The organism is Pararhizobium polonicum, assembly GCF_001687365.1.
Taxonomy (GTDB): Bacteria; Pseudomonadota; Alphaproteobacteria; order Rhizobiales; family Rhizobiaceae; genus Pararhizobium; species Pararhizobium polonicum.
Map to the genome: position 1 here is coordinate 135,772 of NZ_LGLV01000019.1, position 17,626 is coordinate 153,397.

Annotated in this window: 17 protein-coding genes; 1 reads left to right on the top strand and 16 read right to left on the bottom strand. The window is 60.3% G+C overall.

Features of this window, described 5'->3' with window-relative positions:
• Nucleotides 1–7: 7 nt before the first annotated feature.
• The gene (locus ADU59_RS26445) at nt 8–400 is read left to right on the top strand and encodes a YybH family protein (protein WP_068958252.1); all 393 of its coding nucleotides are present in this window, start codon (nt 8–10) and stop codon (nt 398–400) included.
• 80 nt (nt 401–480) lie between these two features.
• Here ADU59_RS26445 and ADU59_RS30445 read toward each other — a convergent pair whose 3' ends face one another.
• From ADU59_RS30445 to ADU59_RS26520, 16 genes are all read right to left on the bottom strand, one after another.
• The gene (locus tag ADU59_RS30445; protein ID WP_139093228.1) at nt 481–762 is read right to left on the bottom strand and encodes a hypothetical protein; all 282 of its coding nucleotides are present in this window, start codon (nt 760–762) and stop codon (nt 481–483) included.
• A gap of 36 nt (nt 763–798) precedes the next feature.
• Complete coding sequence (locus tag ADU59_RS26450) at nt 799–1,716, bottom strand: transglutaminase-like domain-containing protein (protein WP_068958254.1); 918 nt, start codon at nt 1,714–1,716, stop codon at nt 799–801.
• 343 nt (nt 1,717–2,059) lie between these two features.
• Nucleotides 2,060–2,770 carry a GntR family transcriptional regulator gene (locus ADU59_RS26455; RefSeq protein WP_068958256.1) on the bottom strand — a complete coding sequence of 237 codons (711 nt, stop codon included), beginning with the start codon at nt 2,768–2,770 and terminating at the stop codon, nt 2,060–2,062.
• Nucleotides 2,771–2,955: 185 nt separating this feature from the next.
• Complete coding sequence (locus ADU59_RS26460) at nt 2,956–4,290, bottom strand: extracellular solute-binding protein (protein ID WP_068958259.1); 1,335 nt, start codon at nt 4,288–4,290, stop codon at nt 2,956–2,958.
• 122 nt (nt 4,291–4,412) lie between these two features.
• Complete coding sequence (locus ADU59_RS26465; protein ID WP_068958261.1) at nt 4,413–5,264, bottom strand: carbohydrate ABC transporter permease; 852 nt, start codon at nt 5,262–5,264, stop codon at nt 4,413–4,415.
• Nucleotides 5,264–6,205, bottom strand: a complete 942-nt coding sequence (locus ADU59_RS26470; RefSeq protein WP_068958263.1) for a carbohydrate ABC transporter permease — start codon at nt 6,203–6,205, stop codon at nt 5,264–5,266. Before ADU59_RS26470 ends, ADU59_RS26465 begins: the two co-directional genes overlap by 1 nt.
• Nucleotides 6,198–7,301, bottom strand: a complete 1,104-nt coding sequence (locus ADU59_RS26475) for an ABC transporter ATP-binding protein (RefSeq protein WP_068958333.1) — start codon at nt 7,299–7,301, stop codon at nt 6,198–6,200. Before ADU59_RS26475 ends, ADU59_RS26470 begins: the two co-directional genes overlap by 8 nt.
• 213 nt (nt 7,302–7,514) lie before the next feature.
• Nucleotides 7,515–9,026 carry an arabinosylfuranosidase ArfA gene (gene arfA / locus ADU59_RS26480; RefSeq protein WP_068958264.1) on the bottom strand — a complete coding sequence of 504 codons (1,512 nt, stop codon included), beginning with the start codon at nt 9,024–9,026 and terminating at the stop codon, nt 7,515–7,517.
• Nucleotides 9,027–9,141: 115 nt separating this feature from the next.
• Nucleotides 9,142–10,068, bottom strand: a complete 927-nt coding sequence (locus tag ADU59_RS26485; RefSeq protein ID WP_068958266.1) for an ArsR/SmtB family transcription factor — start codon at nt 10,066–10,068, stop codon at nt 9,142–9,144.
• Between the two features lie 211 nt (nt 10,069–10,279).
• Complete coding sequence (locus ADU59_RS26490; protein WP_068958268.1) at nt 10,280–10,594, bottom strand: Dabb family protein; 315 nt, start codon at nt 10,592–10,594, stop codon at nt 10,280–10,282.
• 10 nt (nt 10,595–10,604) lie between these two features.
• Entirely contained in the window at nt 10,605–12,260 is a 1,656-nt protein-coding gene (locus ADU59_RS26495) for a GMC family oxidoreductase (protein ID WP_068958270.1), read from the bottom strand.
• 174 nt (nt 12,261–12,434) lie between these two features.
• Complete coding sequence (locus tag ADU59_RS26500; protein WP_068958272.1) at nt 12,435–13,208, bottom strand: 3-ketoacyl-ACP reductase; 774 nt, start codon at nt 13,206–13,208, stop codon at nt 12,435–12,437.
• On the bottom strand, nt 13,205–14,701 hold the full coding sequence (locus ADU59_RS26505; RefSeq protein WP_068958335.1) for a GMC oxidoreductase: 1,497 nt from the start codon (nt 14,699–14,701) through the stop codon (nt 13,205–13,207). Before ADU59_RS26505 ends, ADU59_RS26500 begins: the two co-directional genes overlap by 4 nt.
• 11 nt (nt 14,702–14,712) lie before the next feature.
• A complete protein-coding gene (locus ADU59_RS26510; protein WP_068958274.1) occupies nt 14,713–15,825 on the bottom strand; it encodes an ABC transporter ATP-binding protein in 1,113 nt (370 codons plus the stop codon).
• 4 nt (nt 15,826–15,829) lie between these two features.
• Complete coding sequence (locus ADU59_RS26515) at nt 15,830–16,711, bottom strand: carbohydrate ABC transporter permease (RefSeq protein WP_068958276.1); 882 nt, start codon at nt 16,709–16,711, stop codon at nt 15,830–15,832.
• Entirely contained in the window at nt 16,708–17,589 is an 882-nt protein-coding gene (locus tag ADU59_RS26520) for a carbohydrate ABC transporter permease (RefSeq protein WP_068958337.1), read from the bottom strand. The genes ADU59_RS26515 and ADU59_RS26520 overlap by 4 nt, the downstream gene beginning before the upstream one ends.
• Nucleotides 17,590–17,626: the final 37 nt, after the last annotated feature.

Genomic DNA, 17,626 nt, shown 5'->3' on the forward strand with positions numbered 1-17,626 from the left:
TTCCGGGATGGAACACACGACGAATGCGGTCCTTGCGGCCGCCGATAGCCTGATCGACGCCTTTTCGCGCCATGACCGGGAAAAATATTTCGCGGCTTTCTCGAAGGACGCCACCTTCATCTTCCACAATCTCGATCGCCCTTTGAAAAACCGCGCGGCCTATGAAGCGGAATGGGCACTCTGGGAGACACGCGACGGCTTCAGGGTGCTCTCCTGCCGTTCCAGTGATCGCAACCTGCAACTGCTCGGCAATGTCTCGATCTTCAGCCACAGCGTCGAAACGCAGGCCGAATTCGGCGGCGAGGCTGTCACCAGCCGGGAACGGGAAACGATCGTCTTCGAAAAGCAGCCGGATGGCGCATGGCTGGCGGTTCACGAACATCTGTCGCAGGCATCGTGAAAAGACGAAGCCCTTGAATCGATCTCGATTCAAGGGCTTCGAAGACTGCTCGAACGGCGACATGCCGCCGTCAGCAAGACCTAGATTGCGCCGAAAACCAGCGCGGAAACGAAAATGAAGGCCGCGGCCAAGGCGGCGGCTTGCGCGGCCATATTCCAGGAAAAATGCGTTCCGGACTGCGCGCCAAAGGCGGCTGGGCGATTCTGCATGACTGGTTTCGAACCTTGCATCCTGTCCTCCACTGAAGTTGTTGCAGATATGCTGCTTGCCGTATCGTCTCCTGAATTTCTCCTATATTTTCCATCAAGTTTATAGAGATTATTTTCTTCATTTTGCGCCCGAAGAGAAAAAACCGTCCTCAACGCATAACCGCCATGAAAAGAACCTCAGCAGGAGCCTCAATGGTCCTGCCCGTGCTCTCTTTCGCGCACATGCCGGGACCATCGCTCGCTGAACCAGGGGCTGAGCAGCGAAACATCCGGCTGGCTGTGCGGATGGGTGAGCGCGGCATTGTCTTCCGCATGAGTCCAGACCTTGAAGGTCGTGAGTTCATGCTTGCCGAAGGTCTGGATCAACGGAATATCGGCGGCATCGCAGCCGCGCGCAACGACGATACGGCCGATACGCGGAATATTGTGGCGGGCATCGAACGTGTACCACCGGTCCTGCAGATAGACTTCGAACCAGGCATTGAAGTCCATCGGAGCCGGGTCTCCTGCAATGCCGATATCACCCATATAGCCGTTGACGTAGCGGGCCGGCATGTTCATGCAGCGGCAGAGCGTAACGGCAAGATGGGCATAGTCGCGGCAGACCCCTGCCCTCTCTTCATGCGCTTCCATGGCAGTCCGCAAGGTGGAAGAGTAGCCATAGCTGAAGGTCAGCCGTTCATGCACATAGTCGCAGATTGCCTGAACGCGGGCCCAGCCGGGCTCGATTTCGCCGAACTGACGCCAGGCAAGCGCGCCGAAACGGTCGGTTTCGCAATAGCGGCTGGCGGAAAGGTAAGGCAGGCACTGGGCCGGCAGCTTTTCGACGGGAACAGCACCGGCGGCAAGATTGACCGGATCCGGACGGCCGCTGTCCCTGATGACGGCATCGTAGCTCAGATGCATCCCCCCTTCGGGCACGACCATGCGCATGCAGGCATTGCCGAATGGATCGATGATTTCCGCCATCCGAACGGCCGGATCGGAGATCGGTCCGCGCTCGCTGACAACATCCGAACGCCGGGCGCGATCGACCGAAAGATAGGTCATCATCGGCGTTGGCTGAGCGCAACTGATGCCGATCTCGTATCCGAACCGTATGAACATGTTCTACCTCCACCACCCGGCAGGAACGGACGTCCCGCATATTTGTTCCGGTTTCAGGACTGGAAAAGCGGGGCCAAACATGCCCCTGACACAGGGACGCAGACTGTGGGGCCGGCGCGCAAAAGCGCGGCAGTCCCGGCCATCGGGCCGAACATTCATCACATCTGGGCTGATCACATTCCGATGCCTCGACGATAACGAGACTCCGGTGCATCCGGAGCGCTTGCCAGACAGGAGGCGGACAGACGGGATCGCAACAGGCCCCGATCCTAGGCCGAATTACGACATCTGGCAACGTGGCTCGACAGTTCAGGAGCTGCAATTGCCGCCCGTACGAGGTCATTCACAGAGACGTTGCGTCGCCCGATTTCCGCTCGTCCGCACCCGCACCGGATGCAAAAACAGCGCTCGCGCCGCTGACGATCGAGACATGCGCATAGGCCGCCTGCCCGGCGCCAACGCCGTCAGCCCGCAGGATCGCCGTCACGATGACGCCGTGCTCCTCATGGGATTTCGCCAGCCGTCCCGGGATGCGGAACTGCGCCCGCCGGAAGGGCGCAAGGCGCGCGCGGGTCTGGCTGGCAAGGTCGGTAAGATGATCGCTATGGGCGCCGCGATAAAGGCGCGTATGGAAATCGGTGTTGTGTGCCTCGTATTCGTCCTCGGCACCGCGATGCACCAGCCGTGCCGACGCTGTGTGGGCGGCTTCCAGCATGCGCCGTTCGTCCGCCGTCATGCGTTCGGCCGACAGCCGCGCGCAAATCGCCTCAAGCTCTGCCATTGCCTCGAACATCGAGGCGAGATGCTGCTGCGTCACATTGGTGACGATAGCACTCTTGTTGGGCTCCCGCCCGACCAGACCGATTGCGCAAAGCTGGCCGAGAGCCTCGCGAACCGGCGTGCGGGAAACTTCGAAACGGTTTGCCAGCGAAATCTCGTCCAGCCGCTCGCCGGGACGCAAGGCACCGGTGATGATCAGATCGGCGATCGCGCGAACCATCTGCTCGACGGTTGTTCCAGACCGGATGACTTCTCTTTTTCTGGCGAGTTTCACGGTTCAAATCTGCTTGAAATTGACACTGCATACAGATGCGATGCAGCACCAGCATTGTCAATGACCGGCCTAATAAGCTGACTTCATTATGTATTTCTTGAAGGAACGTCCTCTTCTGCAAAAAAAACGAAAGAGCCCGCCGCGTGTCGTGCGGCGGGCTCCCAGAGCAATGGCGTTAGCAATGCCTACAGGTTGGCCAGCAACTCGTTGATGCGGTTTTCGGCATCCGTCAGAGCAGCCTCGACCTCCTTCTGGCCGGACACTGCGGCACCCATTTCTTCACCGATAATGTCCTGAATGGCGAACTGGCGCTGGACCGAGGATGGCAGCGGCGTGCCGAGCGTGGCAATCGGCGCGATCGTGTCGCGATGCGGCAGCGCCTTGAAGGCGTCGGACTCGAGCACGGCCTTGAACGCCGGCAGATGGCCGGTGCGCGACCATTCGAAATCGTTGTCGGCGAAGAACTTCAGGAACTTGCCGATGGCGGCGAGCTGTTCCGGCGTCCGGTCTTCCTTGTTCGACACGGCCCAGGTGTGGCCGTCGGCATATTGCGCCTTCTTGCCGCCGAAGAGCTGCGGATAGGGATAGACCGCATAGCCGCCCTTGTTGAGCGCCGTGCCCGCGGTTGCCGCGGATGCATTGTAGTCGCCGATGACCCAGGTGCCGTTCAGCTGCACGCCACCCTTGCCGGCGAGGAATGCCTGGATCGCGGCACCATAGTCCATGTCCTTGGTGGTATAACCATTGTCGAAGATCTTCTTGTACATCTCGACGGCGGCTTTGCCTTCCGGCGTGTTCAGCTTGATCTTCGTCGGATCGGCGAAAAAGTCCGAATCCTGCTGGAAGAGCGAGGTGTAGAGATTGCGGGTATAGAGCGCGACTTCGTTGGCAAGGTTCTGGACGAAATAGGGCTTGCCCGTCTTCTGCTTGAACTGTTCGGCCTGCGCCATGAGTTCGTCGACGCTGGTCGGCAGCTTCGGCGTGCCATCCGCGTTGAGCAGATCCGCCTGTTTGAACAGATCGAGATTGATATGGTAGAGCATCGTCCAGCTGTCGATCGGCAGGGCGTAGATCTTGTCTTCCTTGGTCACGCCGCCACGGCCGGCATCCGTGAAGCTGTCAGGCGAAATGCCGACGGTTGCCAGCAACTCGTCGAGCGGCAGCAGCAGACCCTTGGACTGGTAGTCCGACAGGGCGGATTCATGCACGGTGACGATATCCGGCGGGTCGCCGGCGGCGAACTGCGCCGTCAGCTGGTCGTAGCCCGGCCATTCGACCGTGGTCACCGTTGCCTTGATGTCCGGATTGTCGGCGTTGAACTTGTTGATCAGCGAGGTGATGATGCCGCATTCGCCGACAGCCTTGCTGACATCGGTATTGGTGGCGAAATCGGCGTCGCAGGCGCCGAAGAAACGCTGCACCGAAATCTCGGTAACATCCTGCGCAAAGGCGGGCGAAGCGCTCACCAGCGCCGCGACGGACGCCGCCGCCATCATCCATGATCTGAAATGCCGTGTCATGCTTGTCTCCTCCGTTGGTTTCGTTCCGTTGGTGCGGTCAAACCCTCTCCCAAGGGCCTGTCTTTCAAAGCCGGCGCAGCACCACTGCCGCCTCCGACCGATTGGCAAAAGCGCTGGTGGCGCTAGCGCACGGCGGCGCCCGAGACGGCCGTGACGATGTATTTCTGGAAGAACAGGTAGAGGATGAGGATCGGCGCACCGGCAAAAACGGCCTGCGCCATCAGGAAACCCAATCCTTCCGACTGCGCAAAATTGGTCTGCGTCGAGGCCATGCCAACGGTCAGCGTGAACATTTCCTTCTTCGTGCCGGAGATCAGCGGCCAGAAGTAATCGTTCCACGACCAGAGAAAGGTGAAGATGCCGAGCGTTGCCTGGGCAGGAACGGTCAGCGGCAAAAGCACCTTCCAGAAGATCTTGAAGCGGCTGGCATTGTCGAGCAGTGCCGCCTCATCGAGTTCCTTTGGAATGGCGCGGAAATACTGGGTCATCAGGAAGACGCCAAAGGGAGCCGAAAGCCCCGGCAGGATCAGCCCCTGATAGGTATTGTGCAGCTTCAGCATGCCGAAGATCTGATGGCGGGCGATCAGCACCGCCTGCTCCGGCACGGCGAGACCGAGAAGCACGATGACAAAGAGGATATCGCGGCCGGGGAAATTCAGCCGCGCAAAGCCGTAGCCGGCAAGCGAGCAAAGAACCAGCGTCCCGATCGTCAGGCCGGTCGAGACGATGAGGCTGTTCAGAACCCAGCGGAACACCGACGAGTTCGCGAGGATATTGAGATAGTTCAGCAGCGTATAAGGCGCGCGGAAAACCGAGTTCATATCGGCCATCAGCTCGGCATTGGCCTTCAGCGACAGGCCGATCACCCAGAGAACCGGGGTCAGCATGATCAGCGCGAAGGCGACGACGAGGGCAAACATGAGGCGGTCGCCGAACTCGCGGCCCATGATACTGGTGGAGCGGACATTGCTCATCAGTTTTCTCCCCGTTTGCGCGTCAGCAGGTATTGCGCCATCGCGGCGATCAGGATCAGCACGAACAGTACCTCCGATGCGGCAGCACCCATGCCAAGATCCCAGCGCTTGAAGGCAATGTCGTAAATGTACATGACGATCGGCTTGGACGTGTTGTTCGGCCCGCCCTGCGTCATCAGCCGCGCCTGCCCGAACAGCTGGAACTGCATGACCACCTGGATGAGCACGACGAGAATGAACGTCCGCTTGATCGATGGCAGCGTGATCGACCGGAAGGTCTGCCAGCGATTGGCGTTGTCGAGCGCCGCCGCCTCGTAGATCTCGCCCGGAATTTGCTGCAGGGCGGAGAGGTACAGCATCATCGGCAGGCCGATGCACCACCAGATCGTCGCGATCGCAATGGCGATCATCGACAGGTCGGGGCTGGAAAGAAACGCCGGCGCCGGGGTGCCGAACCAGCCATAGACCGTTGCCAGCAGGCCGAAATCAGGAATGAACACGATCCGCCAGATCAACGTGACGATGGTGACGGACAGGACGGAGGACGAGAAGAAGGCGGTGCGCAGGAAGGCGGCGCTGCGCGTCTGCCGATTGAGCGCCAAAGCCAGAAACAGGCCCAGCAGTGCCAGCACCGGCACCGTCAGAAGCACGAAATAGAAGGTATTGCCGACGGATTGCAGGAAGATCTTGTCGCCGAACAGCCGCACATAATTGGCAATGCCGACAAACTTTCCGACGCCGAACGTATCGGCCTTGTGGAAGCTCAGCCAGATGCCCCAGATGAGCGGAAAGACCAGCATGGTGGCAAAGAAGAAAAGGTAAGGTGCGATGAACAGCGCGTTGCGCCACTGCGATGCGTTGATATTGGCCGGCGGCGCCTTTTTCGCCGCCAATGCGGGTGAAGACAGACCAACCTGCGAAGAGACCACCGCCTCAGCCATTGATCCCCTCCTCGCAATGCCAGGCACGATCGGACGCGTCGAACAGATGCACCCGCGATCCGTCGATCGACAGCGAAACCGTATCATTGACGGCGACACGGCTGTAGCCGATGTCTTCGGCGACAATGACACTGCCATCCTTGAGTTTCGTGTAAACCAGCGTGCGTTCGCCAAGCCGCTCCAGAACATCGACAGTTCCGGTGGTTACGCCCTGCCCGTCCGCGACGACCCGAACCGCCTCGGCGCGGATACCCAGCGTGAAATTGCCCGACTCCAGCTTCATCGCCGGAATGGCTGTCTTTACCTGCGTGCCGTCGCCCAGCGTCACGGTCGCACCGCCGGTCTCCCCTCCTGCGACGCGCACCGGTACGAAGTTCATTGTCGGCGAACCGACGAACGTCGCAACGAAGCGCGTCGCTGGCCGGGAGTAGATCTCCATCGGCGTGCCGATCTGCTCGATCTTGCGGTTGTTCATGACGACGATGCGGTCGGCCAGCGTCATCGCCTCGATCTGGTCGTGGGTGACGAAGATCATCGTCGATTTCACCCGGTGGCGCAGCTGGGCAAGCTCGACGCGGGTACGCACCCGCAGCGCCGCATCAAGATTTGACAAGGGTTCGTCGAACAGGAAGGCCTTCGGCTCCTTGACGATGGCGCGGCCGATGGCGACACGCTGGCGCTGGCCGCCGGACAGCTGACCCGGCTTGCGCTCCAGCAGATGGCCAATCTCCAGCATGCGGCCGGCCTCGGCAACACGGGCCGAAATGACATCAGCGGCGACACCGATGTTGCGCAGCCCGAAGGCCATGTTGTCGGCAACCGTCATATGCGGATAGAGCGCATAGCTCTGGAACACCATGGCGATATCGCGCTGGCCGGGCGGCAGGTTGTCGATGCGCTGGCCGTTGATGGAAATCGTGCCTTCGTCGACGCTTTCGAGACCTGCGATCATCCGTAGCAGCGTCGATTTTCCGCAGCCGGATGGCCCGAGAAACACCATGAATTCATTGGGATCGATGGAGAGCGACAGATGGTCGATGACCGTCGCAGCGCCAAAACGCTTGACCACGTCCTTGATCTCGATATGGGCCGTCACGTCAACCTCCCTTGCCGTGATGGAACAGTCGCGAACCGGCGCAGCGGCGAAAACGCCTGCCACGGCCAACCCGGCCATTCCTCGGATTTGCAATCCCCGACCCTGGTTCTCCTCCCCGGCCCCGGCGCCTTCTCCGTGGCGCCGAGTATCCTCGAAACAGAACTCAAGTCAAGGTTTTATTGATATATATCATGTATTATGATATATAAACTTTCAGACCTTCACGCGGATGATCTGGTAAGACAGCGGCGGCAGAACCACCGACACCACACCGCCCTTGACGGACGCGCCGGTTCCCTTGCGGGGAACGACATTGTCGGGCTTTTCTGCCGTGTTGACCGCACGCAGATCCGTATGCGTCATCACCTGATGATCGAAGATTTCCGCCCGCTCGAAGCCGGCGAGACTGAATTCCGTCTCGATGCTATCAGTCAGATGACGGTTGACCGCGAAGAAGGTGACCGTCTTGCCGTCGGTATCGTGGACACCGGCGACATCGACAAAGGGCACCTTGTCGGCGACCGGAGCATCATAGGTCGGCGAGTTGACGGCCAGGTTAAGCGCCGTGCCGCGGCCGAAGACCGAGGCGAAGTAGTAGGGATAGAAGATCGACTGGCGCCAGGCATCGCCGTTCGGTGCGGTCATGATCGGCGCGATGACATTGACCAGCTGCGCGATGCAGGCGATGCGCACCACGTCGGAGCGACGGATGAAAGTGTTGAGGATCAACCCGACCTGCAGCACATCCTCGAAATTGTAGATGTCTTCGAGAAGTGCCGGCGCATGCGGCCAGCCCTGGTTGCCTTCCAGCAGCGCCTTGTCCTGCTCCTTGGAATGATACCAGACGTTCCATTCGTCGAAGGAAATATAGACCTGCTTCTTCGAGCGCTTCTTCGCCTTCACATAATCGATGACGCCCGAAACCGTGGCGATGTAATTGTCGAGTTCGACACTCTGGGCCAGATAGTTCGCCGTGTCGCCGGCCCGGTTTTCGAAATACATGTGCAGTGAGATATAATCGACCTCGTTGTACGTGTGCTCGAGAACGGTCGCCTCCCATTCCGGATAGGTCGGCATGTGGGCATTCGACGAGCCGCAGACGATCAATTCGAGCGAACTGTCGAAGGCGCGCATGGCTTTTGCGGTTTCATGGGCAAGCCGGCCATATTCGTCAGCCGTCTTGTGGCCGATCTGCCAGGGGCCGTCCATCTCGTTGCCGAGGCACCAGAGCTTTGTGTTGAACGGCTCGGTGCGGCCATTGGCGATGCGCATGTCGCTCCACTTGCTGCCGCCGGGATGGTTGACATATTCGAGAAAGTTGCGGGCTTCATCGAGACCGCGCGAGCCAAGATTGACGGCCAGCATCATCTCGGTGCCGACACTGTCGCACCAGTCGGCGAATTCGTGGATACCAACCTGGTTGCTGTCGGACGTATGCCAGGCAAGATCGAGCCGCGTCGGACGGTCTTCCTTCGGGCCGATACCGTCTTCCCAGTTATAGGCCGAGACGAAGTTGCCGCCGGGATAGCGAACGACCGGAACCTTCAGCTCCTTGACAAGATCGATGACATCCTTGCGCATGCCGTTTTCATCGGCGGTCGCGTGGCCCGGCTCGTAGATGCCGGTATAAATGGCGCGGCCCAGATGCTCGAGAAACGAACCATAGAGCCGATCGTCGATCTGCGAAATCACATAGTCCCGGTGTGCGACAACGGAAGCCTTCACGGCATACCCTCCCTGAATTATCGTCTTTTGTGATATCAATCACTTTTCTCGATAATAAAACGGAACCGGCCGTCATCGTCAAGCGATATAATTCATAAAATCGGGTTTATATCCATTATTTCGTTTTCAATCGCATGACGATGTCCTGGTCGTAATTGCCGAAGCCACGGCCGAAGATGTTGATTCCGCCGGGATGCTTGGCATTGTCCCGCACACCGATGCGCAAACGGATCGAGTGGTGCTCGGACAGGCGCAGATCGCTCAAGGCGATGTCGGAAATCTTCAGGCCATCGATATAGGTGCCGTCGCCGGCGATCCGCCAATTCTTCAGCTTGCCGTATTGCGAGCCCTTGAGTTTCCACCAGTCAGGCGTGAAGACACCGCGCTTGTCGCCATAATCGCCCGGAGAGGTCCAGGTGGCGGTATCGACACCGTTGACGGAAATCGTGATATCGGATGGCCAGTCGGCGCTGGTGCCTGGCACTTCCGAGCTCAATTCCATTGCAAATTCAATCTCTTCGATCTGCGTCCCGGTCAACCGCGCATTGTTTGGAAACTGGTATTCGACATAGCCGCGGGTAAACCAGATCAGCCCGGCCTTCATGCGGTCCGGATCGAGAAAGGTATCGGGCACATCGAGAAGACCAATGATACCATCGACGGAACAGAGGCCGCAGGGACCGGTGACTTCGCAGCTCGTATAGAGCCCAAGCGGCATAGCAACCTCGATACCGCTCGATTTCAGCGCCTTGATATCATCCTTGAAGACGACCAGAACCTCATCGAAATTCGAATAGCAGATCTTCTGGTTGCCCTTGCGCGCCTTCTGCGATTCCGTGCGGATCAATCCGGCCTCTTCGAGAATGGCGACGTTGGTCGACACCGTGGACTGCGGAAGCCCAAGGATTTCAGAGATTTCGTTGACGTTTTGCGGGCCTTTGACATGCAGGAGCTTGAGCATCGCGATCCGGGACGTCGAGGCAAGGCCTTTCAGGACCGCCATTCCCTCTTCCGGATCGATGACTAGAAAATTTCGGCTCATTAGTTCTTCCCGCGCTCCATCACCGCTGCTCCACCAGCAAACCCAATTAATATCAAAAAAAATGATATGGTCAACGCACTCCATAAGCCGCGACTTTCAAACCACGGACTTGAGAAACGGACGACAGGATCGGCAATGGCGTGGATCGGCGCCTGCGGCAGCTGTTTCAAACAGGCGTGTCAGGACGTAAGCGGTTCAAGCGTTACGGCCATCAGCCCGCGACGTCGAAGTCATAGACGAAAACGCCATCGACGCCGCCTTCGGTGGCAGCCACGATCCGGCCACCGGCCTTCTGGTGATCGGGATGAACGAGATAGGCATCACGCGCTGCGGCATCCTTGAAATCGATGATGAAGCCGTCAGTAAAGCCCTTGCCCAGCCCCTCCGGACTGACATTGCCGCCGATATGGACGCTGAGAAATCCCGCAACGAGCGGCTGCAGCGCCGCGATATCCGCAAGGATCGATTCCCGCTCGGCATCCGAAACACCCGTCTTGAAGCGGATGAAGACACAATGGCGGATCATGGCTGAACTCCTATCGGATATCGGCGCGTGCCCGCGCCCGCTGGTCGTTGCGTTCGTGGGAGAAGATCGCGGCCGGTAGCGGCTGATGGTTGCGGATGATGTCCGATCCCTTTTCGCCCATCATGATTGTCGGCCCGTTGGTATTGCAAGAGGGAACGCGCGGCATGACGGAACTGTCGCAGACGCGCAAGCCTTCAAGCCCGTGGACCCGCAATTCCAGATCGACCACGGCATCAGCGCCCGTACCCATCTTGCAGGTCCCGACCGGATGGTGATCCGTCTTGGCATTGGCGCAGCCATAGTCGAACAGCTCGTCATCGGTCATCACCTTCGGCCCCGGCAGCCGCTCGGCCATGATGAACGGTTTCAGCGCCTCCTGCTGGAAGATTTCGCGGGCGATCTTCAGCCCCTCCAGCGACATCTTCCGGTCATGCGGATCGCTCCAGTAGTTCGGATCGATCAGCGGAGCCGCCGCCGGATCGGACGACGAAAGCCGCACCGTGCCGCGCGAGCGCGGATGCAGATAGGCGGAATTGAGCGTCACACCGGCATTCTTCAGCTTCTCGACGCCCGCCTCGATGCCGGAACCGAGCCCCAGATGGAACTGGATATCCGGTGAACGGGCACCCGGATCGGCATACCAGAAGCCGCCGGTCTCAAACAGCGACGAGGCGACCGGGCCTGAGCGGAACAGCACATATTGGAGGCCGGCCCAGAGCGTGCGATGCAGCTTGGCGACGCCGTCATAGGTATGGTCGCCGGTACACTCGGAGATAACGAAGAGATCGAGATGATCCTGCAGGTTGGAGCCGACGCCGGCCAGGTCATGCTTCACCGCGACACCCACCGAGCGCAGGTGATCGGCCGGGCCGATGCCCGACTGCTGCAACAGTTTCGGCGAACCGATGGCACCGGAGGAGACCAGCACTTCCCGCTCTGCCCGGATGATTTCCAAGCCTTTCGCAGTGGCGACCTCGACCCCGACAGCCCGCGTCCCTTCCAGAACGATCCGCGTCACCCGTGCCCCCAGCCGAACCGTCAGGTTCTTGCGGTCGCGGATCGGATTGAGATAGGCAAGCGACGCGGAGGAGCGGCGGCGGTTGCGCTGGGTCAGCTGATAGAAACCGACGCCTGCCTGCTGCCTGCCGTTGAAATCGTGATTGTAGGGAATGCCGAGTTCCTGCCCCGCCCGGATATAGGCATCGCAGATCGGCAGGCTGGACACCGGCATGGAAACCCCAAGCGGCCCGCCATAGCCATGATAGTCGTCGGCAAAACGCTGGTTGTCTTCGGCCCGTTTGTAATAGGGCAGCACACTGCGATAGTCCCAGCCGGTGCAACCGTCTTCGCTGGCCCAGAGATCGTAATCGGCCGCGTTGCCGCGCGTATAGAGCTGCGCATTGATCGAGGAGCCGCCACCGATCACCTTGGCCTGCGTATAGCGCAGCACCCGATTTTTCATGTGCCTCTGCGGGACGGTTTCCCAGCCCCAGCTGGCCACACCCTTGGTCATCTTGGCAAAGCCGGCCGGCATGTGGAACAGCGGATTCCAGTCGCTACCACCCGCTTCGAGCAGCAGCACCGTGACATCGGCGTCCTCGGTCAGCCGGTTGGCAAGCACGCAACCGGCAGGTCCTGCTCCGGTGATGATGTAGTCGTAGGTCATGTCGTCGTCCTTAAAAGTCAATTCTCAAGGGGATGCCTGCCCCTCACCCTAGCCCTCTCCCCGCAAGCGGGGAGAGGGGACGACGGAGTTTGCCGCTTGTTCCTTCTCCCCGTTCACGGGGAGAAGGTGGCCGACAGGCCGGATGAGGGGCCGAGCCACAAATCCACCTGTTCCCTACAACCGCCCGATCGACAGCCCACCGTCGGCGTTGATCACCGAGCCCGTGGCAAAACCGAAGCTGCCACTGGCCAGAGCCGCCACCATCCGGCCGATATCCTCCGCCTCGCCCCAGCGCTTCATCGGCACCAGCCCGTCGGCAATCAGGACGTCGTATCTTCCGGAAACACCAGCCGTCATGTCGGAGCGGATAATGCCCGGCCGCAATTCGAAGACGGAGATGCCGGTATCGGCGAGACGCAGCGCAAGTCCTTGGGAGAAGGCGGCAAGCCCCGCCTTGCTCATGCAGTAATCCAGCCGCTCCGGCGAACTCATGGTGGCCGAGACCGAGGTGATGTTGATCACCGATCGATGGTTGCCGGAACCATTTGCCAGCATCGCCTTGACGACAGCCTGCGTGAAAAACACCGTGCCGCGCAGGTTGGTGGAGACGATCGTGTCGAAGTTTTCCGGCAACAGATCGAGGAAATCTCCACGCACGACGGAGGCCATACCGGCATTGTTGACGAGGCATGCGATCGATCCGAACTGTGCGAGGATGGCGTCGACCGTTGCTTGATGGCCGGAAAGATCAGCGAGATCCGCTTTCAGGAAAATTGCCTTCGCACCGAGAGCCGCAAGCTCGCCCAGCACGGAGCCGACCTGATCGGCTTCGCCGATGCCGGTGATGGCGATATCGAAGCCATCTTTCGCCAGAGCCCTGGCAATGCCGAGACCGATACCGCGGCGGCCGCCGGTGACGATGGCAACAGGGCGCTTGTGACCGGTCATGCCGCCAGTTCCTTCGAAACGATATGATCGGCAACACGCAACGCCTGTGCGGCGATGGTCAAAGCCGGATTGACGGCGGCAGAGGTTGGCAGGCAGCCGCCATCGACGACGAACAGGTTCTGGTGATCGAAGGCTCGGCAGAGCGGGTCGAGCGGCGCGGAGGCTGGGTCGTTCCCCATCCGCACCGTGCCGCACTGGTGCGACGGGGTGCGTTTGTCAAAGGGGCGGGACAGGACGATCGGATAGCCGGCCGCCTTGAAATGCGCGCGCATCTTCGCTTCCAGACCGGACAGTGACTCCATGTTCGAGCGCCGCCACTGCATGATGATGCCTTTGCCATCGACCATGATGCGGCTTTCGGGATGTGGCAAATCCTCCGTCATCATGTACCAGTCGACGGCGTGGCCGGCCATGAAGTCGAGCGCGAAGCGCGGCGCGTACCACGGCGCATTGGCCTTGAGGATGTCTCCGTTGATCTTGCCGAGCAGTTGGACGTTGCCAAGCGGCAGGCCGCATCGGCCACCGGTCAGGTAATAATCATTCAGCATCAGCGTCTTCTGATAGACGCTGTCGTTGCGCCGGAACGGGTTGATCGCCAGCATGGCGCTGGAATTGTGGTTCATGAAGTTGCGGCCGACCTGATCCGAGCGGTTGGCAATGCCCTTGCCGTCGCCGGAGCGCAGCAGGATGGCGGCGGAATTGATCGCGCCCGCCGACAGGATCACCAGCTTCGGGGACAGCTGTTTCCTCTCACCCTTGTGGGTGTAATGAACCGCCTCGATGCGGCCGCCGCGCCCGGCCTCCAGCGTCTCGACATGAGCGGAGGTGACAAGCTCGATATTCGGGTCCTTCAGCGCAACGGCGAGCGGCGCGCTCTCGGCATCCCTCTTGCCCTTGCCGGTGTTGGGAAAGCCATCCCACGGCGTGCGGCCGCCGGCCAGCCAGGCGTCGATGTCAACGCCAAGCGGCAATGTCGCCGGATGCAACCCCTGAGCCTTCAGTTCCGCGCGTGCCCGGGCGATGGCCGGTTCGTCCGGCACGGGTCCGTGAGAATAGGGCGTCGAATGGGCCGGCTCGGTCGGGTCCTGCCCAAGCTCGCCGCGCACCTCGAACAGCCGCTCCGCCTTGCCGTACCATGGCTCCAGCTCCTGGTAGGGAAAGGGCCACGCCGGCGAGACGCCACCAAGATGCTGCATCTCGGTAAAATCCTCGGCGCGATAGCGCAGCAAGACCGCGCCAAAGAGCTTGGAATTGCCGCCGACGAAATAGAAATTCCCCGGATTGAACGCCGTACCGTCCGGTTCGCGCCACATCTCCCTTGGCCGGAAGTGGCCGTCGACGAAGATGGAACGATAGCTGCGTGTTTCCGGCGTGTCCGCAAGGCGCTCGCCGCGCTCGAGGATCACGATGCGTGCGCCGGACCCGGCAAGCGCGGAGGCGACCGTCGCGCCGCCGATGCCGGAGCCGATAATGACGATGTCGGGCTGCTTCATCATACTGGGCCTCAACCGATGCGCTGCTGGCTTTGCGGATCGAAATACACAGCCTTGTCCAGGTTGAAGGCAAGCCGGGTATTCTGACCGGGCGCGATGCGGGCATCGGCGCGCAGGCGCGCCACCACCTCCTTGCCGCCGAGCTTGGTGACCGCGAACGTATCGGAACCGGCCGGCTCCACCACCTCGATCAGGCAATCGCCTTCGACCAGCAGGCGGGCATTGCGATCGGCACCGTCGGGATCGGTCAGCGCCTCCGGCCGAATGCCGAAGACGATCTGCTTGCCGGCATAGGCCGCTAGACCGCCGACCTGCGCGACCGGCAGATGCAGCGGTTCGGCATCGGGACGAACCAGCGAAACGCGCAGATCGTTGCCACCACCTTCGACGGTGGCGGTCAGAAGATTCATCGCTGGCGAGCCCATGAAATCGGCCACAAACAGGTTGGCGGGATTGTTGTAGATGTCGGCCGGCGTGCCGAACTGCTGCAGAATGCCGTCCTTCAAGACAGCGATCTTGGTGGCCAGCGTCATCGCCTCGATCTGATCATGTGTGACATAGACGATGGTCGTCTTCATGCGCTGATGCAGGCGCTTGATTTCGGTGCGCATGTCGACGCGCAGCTTGGCATCGAGATTGGATAGCGGCTCATCGAACAGGAAGACCTGCGGGTTGCGCACCAAGGCGCGGCCCATGGCGACGCGCTGGCGCTGGCCGCCGGAGAGCTGTGACGGCTTGCGATCGAGCAGATGGCCGATCTGCAGCATATCGGCGACCTGCTTGATCGCCTTGTCGCGCTCGTCCTTCGGCACGCCGCGGATTTCCATGCCGAAGGCGATGTTTCCGGCCACGGTCATGTTTGGATAGAGCGCGTAGGACTGGAAGACCATGGCAATGTCGCGCTTAGAGGGATGCAGGCCCGCCACCGACTTGCCGTTGATCGCGATCTCGCCGGAGGTGATCGGTTCGAGCCCGGCGATGGTATTGAGCAGCGTCGATTTTCCGCAGCCGGACGGGCCGACCAACACGAGGAAACCGCCTTCGTCGATTTCCAGATTGATATCCTTGAGGATTTCCAGCGAGCCATAGGACTTGCGAAGGTTTGTGATTTTCAGAAAGGACATGGCTTTAACCCTTCACGGCGCCGGACATCAGGCCACGGACGAAGTAGCGGCCGGAAACGATGTAGACGACAAGCGTTGGCAGGGCGGCGAGGATCGCGCCTGCAAAATGGACGTTGTATTCCTTCACCCCGGTGGAGGAGGAAACGAGATTGTTGAGCGCCACCGTCATCGGCGTCGAGTTGGCGCCGGAGAACGAAGCCCCGAACAGGAAGTCGTTCCAGATATTGGTGAACTGCCAGATGACAGAGACGACGATGATCGGCCCCGACGACGGCAAGAGGATGCGCCGGAAGATCTGGAAGAAACTGGCGCCGTCGATCTGCGCGGCCCGCACAAGCTCGGTCGGAAACGCCTCGTAGTAATTGCGGAAATAGAGCGTGGTGAAGCCGAGACCATAGACGACATGGACGAAGACGAGACCGCTCGTCGTCCCGGCAAGACCGAAGATGCCGAGCATACGCGCCATCGGGATGAGCACGATCTGGAACGGAATGAAGCAGGACAGAAGCAGCATGCCGAAAAAGACGCCGGATCCCGGAAACCGCCACTTGGTCAGGACGTAACCGTTGAGTGCGCCGATGATCGTCGAGATGGCCACCGCCGGAACAACCATCAGGATCGAGTTGATGAAGAACGGTCTGAGGCCCGTCGGCTGAACGCCGATCTGCGCCGTCGACCAGGCGGACCGCCAGGGCTCCAGCGTCCAGGTCTGCGGCATGTTCAGCATGCCGCCCTGGCGGATTTCATCCAGCGGCTTGAAGGAATTGACGACCATCACATAGAGCGGCAGCAGCGAATAGACCGCAAACAGGATCAGCACGGCGTAGATCAGCGCCCGCGTCAGCCGGCCGCTGGAAATGGCGTTGTCAGGGCTCTGGACGCTCATGTGCGCTTCTCCCCTTTAATTTCGGAATAGAGGTAGGGGATGATGATCGAGAAGATCATCGCCAGCATGATGATCGCCGACGAGGCGCCGATGCCCATCGAATTGCGGGTGAACGTGTAGGAATACATGAAGGTCGCCGGCAGCTCGGTCGCCTGCCCCGGCCCGCCGCCAGTCAAGGCGACAACAAGATCGTAGGCCTTGATGGCGAGATGGGCGAGCACGACGAAGGCCGAGAGAAAGACCGGCCGCATCAAGGGAATGATGATCCGACGGTAAATCGTGGTGGACGAGGCGCCGTCGATCTGCGCCGCCTTGATGATTTCGTTGTCGACGCCGCGAAGACCGGCAAGAAACATCGCCATGATGAAGCCGGTGGACTGCCAGACGGCGGCGATCACCACGCAGTAGATGGCGTAGTTGCGGTCCTTGATCCAGGCGAAATGGAAGCTTTCCCATCCCCAGAGATGCATGGTGTTTTCAAGACCGATGCCCGGATCGAGAAACCATTTCCAGGCCGTGCCGGTAACGATGAAGGACAGCGCCATCGGATAGAGATAGATCGGCCGGAGCAGACCTTCGGCCCGGATCTTCTGGTCAAGCAGGATGGCGAGACCGAGACCCAGTACCGAGCAGATGACGATATAGAGCGTCGCAAAGATCGCCAGATTGGAGATCGCCCGCCACCAATGCGGCAGGGCCCAGAGCTTGGAGTAATTGCTGAGGCCGACGAAATTGTAGGACGGCAGCATCTTGCTGTCGGTCACCGACAGATAGCCGGTATAGGCAATGAAGCCATAGACAAAGACGAGGACGATAAGGAAGCTTGGGGCAAGCACCAGTTTTGGCACAATATCCTGCAGCCGGCTGCGGCTATCCATGGCGAATACCACCGTTGTATGTGAATTGAATAAAGCG

What these genes read in the sequence shown, in the direction of transcription:
- ADU59_RS26445 (WP_068958252.1), top strand. Translation starts at nt 8, where the DNA reads ATGGAACACACGACGAATGCGGTCCTTGCGGCCGCCGATAGCCTGATC.
- ADU59_RS26450 (WP_068958254.1), bottom strand. Translation starts at nt 1,716, where the DNA reads ATGTTCATACGGTTCGGATACGAGATCGGCATCAGTTGCGCTCAGCCA.
- ADU59_RS26460 (WP_068958259.1), bottom strand. Translation starts at nt 4,290, where the DNA reads ATGACACGGCATTTCAGATCATGGATGATGGCGGCGGCGTCCGTCGCG.
- ADU59_RS26465 (WP_068958261.1), bottom strand. Translation starts at nt 5,264, where the DNA reads ATGAGCAATGTCCGCTCCACCAGTATCATGGGCCGCGAGTTCGGCGAC.
- ADU59_RS26470 (WP_068958263.1), bottom strand. Translation starts at nt 6,205, where the DNA reads ATGGCTGAGGCGGTGGTCTCTTCGCAGGTTGGTCTGTCTTCACCCGCA.
- ADU59_RS26485 (WP_068958266.1), bottom strand. Translation starts at nt 10,068, where the DNA reads ATGAGCCGAAATTTTCTAGTCATCGATCCGGAAGAGGGAATGGCGGTC.
- ADU59_RS26490 (WP_068958268.1), bottom strand. Translation starts at nt 10,594, where the DNA reads ATGATCCGCCATTGTGTCTTCATCCGCTTCAAGACGGGTGTTTCGGAT.
- ADU59_RS26495 (WP_068958270.1), bottom strand. Translation starts at nt 12,260, where the DNA reads ATGACCTACGACTACATCATCACCGGAGCAGGACCTGCCGGTTGCGTG.
- ADU59_RS26500 (WP_068958272.1), bottom strand. Translation starts at nt 13,208, where the DNA reads ATGACCGGTCACAAGCGCCCTGTTGCCATCGTCACCGGCGGCCGCCGC.
- ADU59_RS26505 (WP_068958335.1), bottom strand. Translation starts at nt 14,701, where the DNA reads ATGAAGCAGCCCGACATCGTCATTATCGGCTCCGGCATCGGCGGCGCG.
- ADU59_RS26510 (WP_068958274.1), bottom strand. Translation starts at nt 15,825, where the DNA reads ATGTCCTTTCTGAAAATCACAAACCTTCGCAAGTCCTATGGCTCGCTG.
- ADU59_RS26515 (WP_068958276.1), bottom strand. Translation starts at nt 16,711, where the DNA reads ATGAGCGTCCAGAGCCCTGACAACGCCATTTCCAGCGGCCGGCTGACG.
- ADU59_RS26520 (WP_068958337.1), bottom strand. Translation starts at nt 17,589, where the DNA reads ATGGATAGCCGCAGCCGGCTGCAGGATATTGTGCCAAAACTGGTGCTT.